This window comes from Cedecea neteri, assembly GCF_000758325.1.
In the GTDB taxonomy this organism is placed as follows: Bacteria; Pseudomonadota; Gammaproteobacteria; order Enterobacterales; family Enterobacteriaceae; genus Cedecea; species Cedecea neteri_B.
Genome location: NZ_CP009459.1, coordinates 2,177,635 through 2,189,141 on the forward strand (window position 1 = coordinate 2,177,635; position 11,507 = coordinate 2,189,141).

The 11,507-nt window shown below is 54.2% G+C and carries 10 protein-coding genes; 7 read left to right on the forward strand and 3 right to left on the reverse strand.

The window, feature by feature from the left end; genetic code table 11:
- The first annotated feature begins 22 nt into the window (after positions 1–22).
- The 5 genes from lon to LH86_RS10265 all read left to right on the forward strand — a co-directional run bounded on the left by lon (position 23) and on the right by LH86_RS10265 (position 5,999).
- Positions 23–2,377, forward strand: coding sequence for an endopeptidase La (gene lon, locus LH86_RS10245; RefSeq protein WP_008454618.1), 2,355 nt, complete (start codon positions 23–25; stop codon positions 2,375–2,377).
- A 209-nt stretch (positions 2,378–2,586) separates the two neighbouring features.
- On the forward strand, positions 2,587–2,859 hold the full coding sequence (hupB, locus tag LH86_RS10250) for a nucleoid-associated protein HU-beta (protein ID WP_008454620.1): 273 nt from the start codon (positions 2,587–2,589) through the stop codon (positions 2,857–2,859).
- Positions 2,860–3,095: 236 nt separating this feature from the next.
- Positions 3,096–4,970: a peptidylprolyl isomerase gene (gene ppiD / locus LH86_RS10255; RefSeq protein WP_039300891.1), complete on the forward strand. Its 1,875-nt coding sequence runs from the start codon at positions 3,096–3,098 to the stop codon at positions 4,968–4,970.
- A gap of 139 nt (positions 4,971–5,109) precedes the next feature.
- Complete coding sequence (locus LH86_RS10260) at positions 5,110–5,466, forward strand: ComEA family DNA-binding protein (protein ID WP_039300894.1); 357 nt, start codon at positions 5,110–5,112, stop codon at positions 5,464–5,466.
- A 131-nt stretch (positions 5,467–5,597) separates the two neighbouring features.
- Positions 5,598–5,999, forward strand: coding sequence for a YbgC/FadM family acyl-CoA thioesterase (locus LH86_RS10265; RefSeq protein ID WP_039300897.1), 402 nt, complete (start codon positions 5,598–5,600; stop codon positions 5,997–5,999).
- 144 nt (positions 6,000–6,143) lie between these two features.
- Here LH86_RS10265 and queC read toward each other — a convergent pair whose 3' ends face one another.
- Both queC and LH86_RS10275 read right to left on the reverse strand, forming a co-directional pair.
- Positions 6,144–6,839: a 7-cyano-7-deazaguanine synthase QueC gene (gene queC / locus LH86_RS10270; RefSeq protein WP_039300900.1), complete on the reverse strand. Its 696-nt coding sequence runs from the start codon at positions 6,837–6,839 to the stop codon at positions 6,144–6,146.
- Positions 6,840–6,914: 75 nt separating this feature from the next.
- A complete protein-coding gene (locus LH86_RS10275; RefSeq protein ID WP_039300902.1) occupies positions 6,915–8,618 on the reverse strand; it encodes an SgrR family transcriptional regulator in 1,704 nt (567 codons plus the stop codon).
- A 94-nt stretch (positions 8,619–8,712) separates the two neighbouring features.
- Between LH86_RS10275 and cof the strand changes: the two genes are divergently transcribed.
- Positions 8,713–9,537: an HMP-PP phosphatase gene (gene cof, locus LH86_RS10280; protein ID WP_039300905.1), complete on the forward strand. Its 825-nt coding sequence runs from the start codon at positions 8,713–8,715 to the stop codon at positions 9,535–9,537.
- Between the two features lie 299 nt (positions 9,538–9,836).
- Here cof and LH86_RS10285 read toward each other — a convergent pair whose 3' ends face one another.
- On the reverse strand, positions 9,837–10,901 hold the full coding sequence (locus tag LH86_RS10285) for a PLP-dependent cysteine synthase family protein (protein ID WP_039300907.1): 1,065 nt from the start codon (positions 10,899–10,901) through the stop codon (positions 9,837–9,839).
- 115 nt (positions 10,902–11,016) lie between these two features.
- Here LH86_RS10285 and LH86_RS10290 point away from each other — a divergent pair, with 115 nt between their 5' ends.
- On the forward strand, positions 11,017–11,478 hold the full coding sequence (locus LH86_RS10290; RefSeq protein ID WP_039300910.1) for an Lrp/AsnC family transcriptional regulator: 462 nt from the start codon (positions 11,017–11,019) through the stop codon (positions 11,476–11,478).
- The last annotated feature ends 29 nt before the right edge of the window (positions 11,479–11,507 follow it).

An 11,507-nucleotide genomic window follows, 5' to 3' on the forward strand; every position in this document is an offset into this window, starting at 1 on the left:
CATTAAACTAAGAGAGAGCTCTATGAATCCTGAGCGTTCTGAACGCATTGAAATCCCCGTATTGCCGCTGCGCGATGTGGTGGTTTATCCGCACATGGTTATTCCACTGTTTGTCGGGCGTGAAAAATCCATTCGCTGCCTGGAAGCTGCAATGGACCATGATAAGAAAATCATGCTGGTGGCGCAGAAAGAGGCTTCGACGGATGAGCCAGGTGTTAACGACCTGTTCACTGTAGGTACTGTTGCTTCAATTCTGCAGATGCTGAAACTGCCTGACGGTACGGTAAAAGTACTGGTAGAAGGGCTTCAGCGCGCGCGTATCACCACGCTGTCTGACAACGGCGACCATTTCTCTGCGCAGGCGGAGTACCTGAACTCGCCGGCGATTGAAGAGCGCGAGCAGGAAGTCCTGGTTCGCACCGCAATCAATCAGTTTGAAGGCTACATCAAGCTGAACAAAAAAATTCCACCAGAAGTGCTGACGTCGCTGAACAGCATCGACGATCCTGCACGTCTGGCCGATACCATTGCCGCCCATATGCCGCTTAAGCTGTCGGACAAGCAATCTGTGCTTGAGATGTCCGATATCAACGAGCGTCTCGAATACCTGATGGCGATGATGGAGTCGGAAATCGATCTGCTGCAGGTTGAGAAACGCATTCGCAACCGCGTTAAAAAGCAGATGGAAAAAAGCCAGCGCGAGTACTATCTGAATGAGCAAATGAAGGCGATTCAGAAAGAACTGGGCGAAATGGACGACGCGCCTGATGAAAATGAAGCGCTTAAGCGCAAAATTGACGCGGCGAAAATGCCGAAAGAAGCGCGCGAGAAAACCGAAGCCGAGCTGCAGAAGCTGAAAATGATGTCGCCGATGTCTGCGGAAGCCACCGTGGTGCGCGGCTACATCGACTGGATGGTTCAGGTTCCGTGGAACGCCCGCAGCAAGGTCAAAAAAGATCTGCGTCAGGCGCAGGAAATCCTCGATACCGACCATTACGGTCTGGAACGTGTGAAAGATCGCATTCTGGAATATCTCGCAGTCCAGAGCCGCGTGAACAAGCTGAAAGGGCCAATTCTGTGCCTGGTTGGACCGCCGGGGGTAGGTAAAACCTCTCTGGGCCAGTCCATCGCTAAAGCCACGGGCCGTAAATATGTGCGTATGGCGCTGGGCGGCGTGCGTGATGAAGCGGAAATCCGCGGTCACCGCCGGACTTACATCGGCTCTATGCCGGGTAAACTGATCCAGAAGATGGCCAAAGTCGGGGTGAAAAACCCGCTGTTCCTGCTGGATGAAATCGACAAGATGTCTTCCGACATGCGCGGAGATCCTGCTTCTGCGCTGCTGGAAGTGCTTGATCCAGAACAGAACGTGACGTTTAACGATCACTACCTGGAAGTGGACTACGATCTTAGCGACGTGATGTTTGTCGCAACGTCTAACTCCATGAACATTCCGGCGCCGCTGCTGGATCGTATGGAAGTGATTCGCCTGTCTGGCTATACCGAAGACGAAAAGCTGAACATTGCCAAACAGCACCTGCTGCCGAAGCAGATTGAGCGCAACGCCCTGAAAAAAGGCGAGCTGAAAGTGGATGACAGCGCCATTGTGGGCATTATCCGCTACTACACTCGTGAAGCGGGTGTCCGTAGCCTGGAGCGTGAAATCTCCAAGCTCTGCCGTAAAGCGGTGAAACAGCTGCTGCTGGATAAATCGCTCAAGCACATCGAAATCAACGGTGACAACCTGAAGGATTACCTTGGGGTGCAGCGCTTTGATTACGGCCGTGCCGACAGCGAAAACCGCGTAGGCCAGGTGACCGGACTGGCGTGGACGGAAGTGGGCGGCGACCTGCTGACCATCGAAACCGCCTGCGTACCGGGTAAAGGCAAGCTGACTTATACCGGCTCCCTCGGTGAAGTTATGCAGGAGTCTATCCAGGCGGCGCTGACCGTCGTCCGTGCTCGTGCGGAAAAGCTGGGTATCAACGGTGATTTCTACGAGAAACGTGATATTCACGTTCACGTGCCAGAAGGGGCAACGCCAAAAGACGGCCCAAGCGCCGGTATCGCAATGTGTACCGCGCTGGTGTCCTGCCTGACGGGGAATCCGGTTCGCGCCGATGTGGCAATGACCGGTGAAATTACCCTGCGTGGTCAGGTGTTGCCGATTGGCGGCCTGAAAGAGAAACTGCTGGCGGCGCATCGTGGCGGCATCAAAACTGTGCTGATCCCGGACGACAACAAGCGCGATCTGGAAGAAATTCCGGACAACGTGATTGCAGACCTGACGATTCATCCTGTGAAGCGTATTGAGGAAGTTCTGGCCCTCGCGCTGCAGAATGAGCCTTCCGGCATGCAGGTGGTCACCGCAAAATAGTGACCTGACGCAAATACAGTCAATAAAATTAGGGCTGGTAAGTGAATTGTCACTTGCCAGCTTTTTTTTGTGTCGCTAATTTAGTTGCTGGCTGAGTTTATCGTCCACAACTCCTGTTGTAAGGGCATGACGAGCCTGTTATAACTGCTGCGCGGTCGCGCCTGAGGGATATCAGGTGCGATATAAATTATAAAGAGAGGAAGAGAAGAGTGAATAAATCTCAACTGATAGACAAAATTGCCGCAGGTGCTGATATTTCTAAAGCCGCGGCTGGACGTGCGTTAGATGCTGTTATTGCTTCTGTTACTGAATCTCTGCAGTCCGGGGAAGACGTAGCACTGGTAGGTTTTGGTACCTTTGCTGTTAAAGAGCGTGCTGCCCGTACTGGCCGCAACCCTCAAACCGGTAAAGAAATCACCATCGCCGCAGCAAAAGTACCAGGCTTCCGTGCTGGTAAAGCGCTGAAAGACGCTGTTAACTGATTTATTGGCCCCGACTGACTGGGGTAGATGGTGTCAGGTATCGCAGGGGCGCATCATTTGATGTGCCTTTTTTATTGCCTGAAGCCGAATTTTACGCAGGTGTTGATGATTTGCAGCGGGTTTCTTGTCACAATACGCCCTTGCGCGCAGCACAGGGCAGCTTGAGTCACTAAGGATGCCAGCTTAGCGCCTGCGCAGGTTTACCAAGTCATACTACAGCGGAGTGTTGTTACACCATGATGGACAATTTACGAGCGGCGGCTAACCATGTCGTGCTCAAGATCATTCTGGGTTTGATTATCTTGTCATTCGTTCTGACTGGCGTGGGTAGCTACCTGACTGGCGGTAACAATAATTATGCCGCAAAAGTAAATGGCCAGGAGATTGGCCGTGGCCAGTTCGAAAATGCCGTAGCGAACGAACGTAATCGTCAGCAGCAACAACTGGGCGATCAGTTCTCCGTTCTCGCCGGTAACGAAGGCTACATGAAGCAAATGCGTCAGCAGGTACTCAACCAGCTGATTGATGAAGCGCTGCTTGACCAGTACGCCAAACATCTTGGCCTCGGCATCAGCGACGAGCAGGTGAAAATGGCTATCTTCAGCCAGCCTGCCTTCCAGAATAACGGTAAGTTCGATAACGCACGCTATAACGCAATCATCGGCAATATGGGATTGACTGCCGATCAATATGCACAGGCACTGCGCAATCAGCTCACCACTGACCAGCTGATCAAAGCCGTGGTCGGCACCGACTTTATGCTCACTGGTGAAACCGACGAGCTGGCAGCATTGGTCTCCCAGCAGCGCGTTGTGCGTGAAGCCACTATCGACGTGAAAGCACTGGCCGCGAAGCAAGACGCTTCCGAGCAGGAAATCAACGCCAACTACGAGCAGAACAAAAACCGCTACATCACCCCTGAACAGTTTAAAGTCAGCTACATCAAGCTGGACGCGGCTTCCATGCAGGAAGAGGCCAGTGATGCGGACGTTCAGGCTTACTACGACCAGCACAAAGACGAATTCACCCAGCCGCAGCGTAACCGCTACAGCGTGATTCAGACTAAAACCGAAGATGAAGCGAAAGCGATTCTCGACGAGCTGAACAAGGGCGGCGATTTTGCTGCACTGGCGAAGGCCAAGTCGGCTGACATCATCTCTGCCCGCAACGGCGGTGATATGGGCTGGCTGGAAGCCTCCACCACGCCTGACGAACTGAAAAATGCCGGCCTGAAAGAAAAAGGTCAGCTGTCCGGCGTCGTGAAATCTTCCGTTGGTTTCCTGATCGTTCGTCTCGATGACATCCAGCCTGCCGTTGTGAAGCCGCTGGCGGAAGTCCGCGACGGCATCGTGGCGAAAGTGAAGCAGGAAAAAGCCGTTGACGCATACTATGCGCTGCAGCAGAAAGTGAGCGATGCCGCGAGCAACGACAACGAATCTCTGGCAAGCGCTGAGAAAGTCGCAGGTGTTAAAGCGGTTGAAACTGGCTGGTTCGGCCACGACAATCTGCCGGAAGAACTGAACTTCAAACCGGTTGCTGACGCTATCTTCAGCGGTGGTCTGGTGGGTGAAAACGGTTCGCCGGGCAGCAACTCAGACATCATTACCGTCGATGGCGATCGCGCTTTCGTACTGCGTATTTCCGAGCACAAAGCTGAAGCGGTTAAACCACTCTCCGAAGTGCGTGACCAGGTGATTGCCGCCGTGAAGCAGCAGAAAGCGGAGCAGCAGGCGAAACTGGACGCTGACAAACTGCTGAACGCGCTGAAACTGGGCAAAGGCAGTGACGAAATGAAAGCGGCGGGCCTGAGCTTCGGCGAAGCGAAAACCCTGAGCCGTACCGGGCAGGATCCTATCAGCCAGGCCGCCTTTGGGCTGCCTTTACCGGCGAAAGACAAGCCGAGCTATGGCGTCGCCAATGATATGCAGGGCAACGTTGTGCTGCTGTCTCTGGATGAAGTGAAAGCAGGCTCTATGCCGGACGAGCAGAAAAAAGCGATGGTGCAGGGGATCACCCAGAACAATGCCCAGATTGCTTTCGAAGCGCTGATGTCCAACCTGCGTAAAGAAGCGAAGATCAAACTGGGCGATATCATCGACCAACAGCAGTAATCCTCGCAAATTTTTGCAACGCAGTGTAATACCTGAAGGCCGCTTTCGCGGCCTTTTCCACATTTTAAATCCGGCGTTTGTTCCTGATTTTTATCCTCGCTATGGTGACCAGGCTGTCAACATACATGGAGGACACAGCATGACATCAGGCATCAAAGCATTTTCACTTTCCCTCGTTCTGGCCGGTTTACTTGGCTGCGCCCCGGCACATGCCGCCGCAGAAAAAGCAGGTTCGGCCCCGGCCAGCACGGCAGCGACGCAGCCTAAAACTGCCCCTGCCAAAACGGCGGAACAAGGGGAGGGGCTGGTGAGTATCAATAGCGCCCCGGCGGAAGAACTTGCCCAGAAAATGAACGGGGTGGGATTGAAAAAGGCGCAGGCCATCGTCAGCTACCGTGACGAATTCGGCCCGTTTAAAACGCTCGATCAGCTGCAGGAGGTCCCGGGCATTGGTGCAGCGCTGGTAGAACGTAACCTGGCTCGCATAAAACTTTGAGTTTACGTGCTCAGGCTTCCACCTGAAGAGGAAAGTTTGCTACTCTGAGTTAGAGGTCATACCAGTTATTGGGGTATGGCCTCGCTTACCTTCACCTGATGATAACAAAAACAGAACAAGGGCTTCGCGCTATGCAAACACATATCAAAGTTCGTGGATACCACATGGATGTCTACCAGCACGTTAACAACGCCCGTTATCTTGAGTTCCTCGAGGAGGCCCGCTGGGAAGGGCTGGAAAAAACGACGGGCTTCCAGTGGATGACGGAACACAACATCGCTTTTATCGTAGTGAATATCAATATTAGCTACCGCCGCCCTGCGGTGCTTGGGGACCTGCTGCGCATTGACAGCAAACTCCAGCAGCTTAACGGTAAAAGCGGCGTGTTGAGCCAGGTGGTGACGCTGGAGCCTGAAGGCGAAGCCGTGGCCGACGCGCTGCTGACCTTCGTCTGCATTGATTTAAAGACGCAAAAGGCCGTTCCGCTGGAGGGTGAATTGCGTCAGAAGCTGGAACAGATGATGAGTGCCTAAAATTGCTGACAAAGAGGGAAAAAGCATGGTTTTTCCCTCTTTGTGCTTATCAGCCGAAAATCAATGAATTGATTTTCCGGTCTTTTTTACGAACCGTCCGGTATTTCTTCTATCGACAGAGGTTTGTGACCACGCCGTTATGTTTTATTTGAGGCCAGTTTTTTGCTTCATTGCGGCCATGACTGCGGGTTTATTGGCAAGATAGTTATTCAGGCCATTAGCGCGCAGGTTGCAGGCGGCGCATTCGCCACAGCCGTCGCCCTGAATGCCGTTGTAGCAGGTCAGAGTCTCCTGACGAACCGTTTCCAGGCTCTGCCAGTAATCGGCCAGCGCCCAGGTTTCCGCTTTGTCCAGCCACATCAGCGGCGTTTCAAACCGGATGTCTCTTGCCATCCCGAGGCTAACCGCGTGGTTCAACGCTTTGACAAACTCGTCGCGGCAGTCCGGGTAGCCAGAGAAGTCCGTCTCGCAGACGCCGGTTATCACGGATTCAGCCTCAACCTGGTAAGCGTAAATCGCCGCCAGGGTCAGGAACAGGATGTTGCGGCCAGGTACGAAAGTGCTTGGGATGCCTTTATCCTCCGGGTTGTAGCCCGGCACCGGAATGCTGTCTCGCGTCAGGCTGCTCACCGCCAGTTCGTTCAGCAGGGTAACGTCCAGGACCTTGTGCGCACGGGCGCCAAGCTTCAGCGACAGCTTTTGGGCCACGTCGATTTCTGCCCGATGGCGCTGACCATAATCAAAGGTCACGCAATGGACTTCATCATATTGCTGTAAGGCCTGAATCAGGCAGGTGGTGGAGTCCTGTCCGCCGCTGAAAACCACGACTGTACGTTTCATTCTCTATCCTGTCGTTCATAAGGGTGTCTGGAAAAAGGGTATGGTAACGCCCCGCCAGGGCGTGAGCCAGCTTCTTCACGCCATTCCCGGCGGTGGGAGCCAGGCTTCGCAAAAATCAAACCAGCCCCAGGCATTCAGTTCAATGCCGTTCACGCCGGGTGGGGCGCTTATCTGGTAGCGATAATTAAACAGCGGCGTGACCACGGCATCCCGCATCAGGCCATGAAAAACTTCTTTCAACCCTTCATTACGTTCATAAGAAGGAGGGGAAGCCTGCACGGCATCCAGCGTGGCCTGCAGATGGGCATAATGGCCGGCGCTTAATAAATTGGGCCACAATACATCGCTGCGCAGCCATTGCTCCAGGGTGTATTCCGGCGCTTCACCAATCAGCCTGTCGCCCATCACGATATCGGCCTGGGCTAAATCTTCGCAGCCAGCCCAGGTTTTGGCGTCGTGAAAAATTACCGTCAGTTCGCAGCCGCGCTCTGCTAAATAGCGCTTAAGCTGATGGGCCATTGCGTGAAGCTCGACCGGCAAATGATAAACCAGCGTCAGTTTTTTCGGTAACGCTACGGCTTTGTGTGTTTCCCAGCCGGGGATTTGCCAGCCGGGGATCATCTCTCTATTGGGCGTGATCAGCTCGCTGTTAAGCGGCAGCGTGCCGATCATCTCCGGCTCCCGGACAATCTGCATGATAGTTCTGGCCTGCTCTGCGCTGAGCCTTCCCTGCGGCCTGATCCCCAGATAACAAAAGCCCAGGCTGATGCTATTACTGACCGGGCGCAGGTTCTCCAGCTCATCCTGCTGGCCGATGGCGATTTGCACCGGATGCAGGCAGCTTGTGCCGAGCGTGGTTTCAAAGAGCTGCGGGGTGATCCAGTATTCGATGGCTTTCAGCAGCGGGTGTTTCAGATGATAGCTTTCAAAGCTTTCCAGCCGTACCAGGTTTGGCTTGAAGCTGACAATGCGGAAGGGGCCGCAGCCCAGCTGTGTATCCTGCGGATGCGCCAGGCGGCTGCAATAGCTCGCCAGGCGATGCGCGAGCCAATAGTCCGGCCGATGCAAAATAAAGCGCAGGCACTGCGCGTGAGGGGTCTCAATGCGTTTGACGCTGATAAACAGCCGCCGCAGGGCGGGCAACGCCAACAGCAACATCAGCCTCTGTTGAAGCTGCTGGGTTTCTACGGGTTCGCCGTTGTGCCAGTGCAGGGTCGAGCGAATAAAAAAGTCCCAGCACAGGCCATTGTTGGATATTTGCCAGTGATGGGCGAGGTCAGGCTGGGGTTCCGGGCTTTCACGGGTAAAACGCGTGAGGCCGGAAAACACCTGCCCGGCGAGATGCTGCTCGGCCCGGCCCGGCAGAAAACCAGGGGCAACGGGATCAAGAGGACGATAATAAGGAATACGCAGTGTCGGGACATCGTTTTGCCACTGGCCGCCGAGGAACGGCTGTAATAGCTGGCGAAGCTGTTCCGGCGCAAGCTGGGCCAGCTCCAGCGCGTTCTGATGCTGGCCCTTATCCAGAACCTGCTCCATCATGCCGGAACGGACGCTTTCCGGTGAAACCAGAAACGTCAGGTCCCCGCGTTTGCCGCGGCCAGACTGTGCGCGCCAGCGTAGCCAGCCCGCGTCTTCAAGCTGATTTAGCAGCGTCCTTACGTGTCGATCGCTACAAAAGCAGCGCTCGGCCAGCTCAGCAACCGTCACCTGCTGCGGCTCTCCGCCGGAAGGCTGCCATAAACGCTGGAATTGATTGAGCCGATTCAGAAGTCGCATAACAAACCCGGAACATTTTTTATCAAGTATTCACTATTAGTTCCGTATATTCCAGAGGATACTTTTGCCTGTCACGATCACTTCTGGAGTAACCATGGCTCGTCTGGCTGCATTTGATATGGACGGCACGCTGCTGCTGCCCGACCATCACCTTGGGGAAGCAACCCTGAATACGCTGAAGCGTCTGCGTGAAGAGCGCCAGATAACCCTGGCTTTTGCAACCGGCCGCCATGAACTGGAGATGCGCCATATTCTCGGCAAGATCGATCTCGACGCTTTCCTGATCACCGGCAACGGCACGCGCATTCACAGCATGGAAGGTGAGCTAATGCACCGCAACGATCTCTCGCCGTGGGCGGTAGAGACAGTGCTGCACGGGCATTGGGATACGGAAGCGAGCATGCATGCCTTTAACGATTCAGGTTGGTTAACCAGCCATGAAATCCCGGAAATGCTTCACGCACACGTATACAGCGGTTTCCGGCCACATATCGTCGATCTTCGTCGTTTACCGGCTCACGAAGTCACCAAGATCTGCTTCTGCGGCGATCACGACGATCTGTGCCGCCTGCGCATTCAGCTCAATGAAGCTCTCGGCGATAGCGCATTTCTTTGCTTCTCAGCCATGGACTGCCTGGAAGTTCTGCCGGTGGGCAGCAACAAGGGCGAAGCGCTTGGTGTATTGAGCGCCCACTTAGGTTTGACACTGCAGGATTGCATGGCATTTGGCGATGCGATGAACGACCGTGAAATGCTCTCGGCGGTTGGGCACGGCCTGATTATGGGCAACGCCATGCCGCAGCTAAAAGCGGATTTACCCCATCTGCCGGTTATCGGCCACTGCCGTAACCAGGCGGTCTCGCACTATTTGACGCACTGGCTGGACACTCCACATCTCACCTATTCCCCCGAATATTGAGACCTTACAGCACCGGGCCAAGAGCCCGGTTTTTTTATACTCGTCATACTTCAAGCCGCAGGTGCGTTGACTGCACCCGGTTTATTCAGCTCATCCATGAGCTTCACCCTTTCAGGGCCGTTGCAAGCAACGTTCAAATCTGCTCCCGGCAGATTTGTCACCTCAGTCACATAGTTAGCTATGCTCCTGAGGATTAATGAGAGACATCCTGTCTCTCACCGCAGGCTCGCCTTTGGCGGTTCAAATTCGTTCCTGACGAATTTATCACGGTCTTGCCGCCTTCCTGCAACTCGAATTATTTAGAGTATAAATCTGGATATATTCACCAACTGGTTTATTTCGGCACACCATGGCTGTAAATCGCCGATATGCTCGCTGACCCAGGCTGAATTGTAGTAGGACTCAAGATAGCGTTCGCCGCTGTCGCAAAGCAGCGTCACGATAGATCCGCTCCGGCCTTCCTCACGCATTCTGGCGGCAAGCTGCAGCACGCCCCACATATTGGTGCCGGTTGAGGCGCCTACTTTGCGGCCAAGCTGGGATTCCAGCCATTGCATAGTAGCGACGCTGGCGGCGTCCGGCACGCGCATCATCTCGTCAATCACATCAGGAATAAACGAAGGCTCGCAGCGTGGGCGTCCAATACCTTCGATTTTGCTGCCAACTGCGCTTTTCAGGCCACAGTCGCGCTGTTGCCAGTAATCAAGAAAGACTGAGTTCTGCGGATCGACGACCACCAGCTTTGTGTCGTGGCCCTGGAAGCGAAGATAACGGCCAATGGTAGCTGAGGTACCGCCGGTCCCCGCGCTCATCACGATGTAATCCGGTACCGGATGCGGCTCATGGGTCATCTGGCGGAAAATACTGTCGGCGATATTGTTGTTCCCGCGCCAGTCAGTTGCCCTCTCAGCGTAAGTAAACTGATCCATATAATGGCCGTTCAGCTCACGGGCAAGCATTTCCGAAGCGGCGTAAATTTCGCAGGCGCTGTCTACAAAGTGGCAGCGACCGCCGTAAAATTCGATCTGTTCAATTTTGCGTTTTGCGGTGCTGGCGGGCATCACGGCAATAAACGGCAGGCCAAGCAGACGAGCAAAATAGGCTTCTGACACCGCCGTTGAACCAGAGGAGGCTTCGATGATCGTGGTGCCTTCTTTAATCCAGCCGTTACACAGCCCGTACAGGAACAGGGAGCGCGCGAGACGGTGCTTCAGGCTGCCGGTCGGGTGCGTGCTCTCATCCTTAAGATACAGTTGAATACCCGGAAAAGCGGGCAAAGCCAGGCGGATAAGATGCGTATCCGCAGAGCGTTGATAGTCGGCGTTGATCTCGCTGATGGCGTTGGTTACCCAGGTGCTGGTCATGGAAAATTCTCATTTATCAATTTGTGCTTAGCGTAATCTAAAGTCAGGATAAAAAAGTTGCCATTTTGCCTGTTTAGCGCTTCCATTAGAGAAAATATTTCTCTCTGGTGGTCTTGTGATAGATAAAATTGACCAAAAGCTGCTTTCGATGCTGCAGCAGGACTGTACCCTGTCTTTGCAGGCGCTGGCGGATGCCGTTAATCTGACCACCACCCCGTGCTGGAAACGCCTGAAACGCCTGGAAGACGAAGGCTATATTCGCGGCAAAGTGGCGCTGCTGGACCCGGAAAAACTCGGCCTGGGCCTGACGGCGTTTGTGCTGATCAAAACCCAGCAGCACAGCAGCGAGTGGTACTGCAAATTTGTCTCGGTGGTGGAAGCCATGCCCGAAGTATTGGGGTTTTGGCGCATGGCCGGGGAATACGACTATCTGATTCGGGTTCAGGTCGCCGATATGAAGCGGTACGACGACTTCTATAAGCGGCTGGTGAACGGCATCCCGGGATTAAGCGATGTCACTTCGAGTTTTGCCATGGAACAGATAAAATACACCACAGCATTACCTCTAACTTCCTGATTCCGCACTGGTGGAACAGTAGCCTTCAC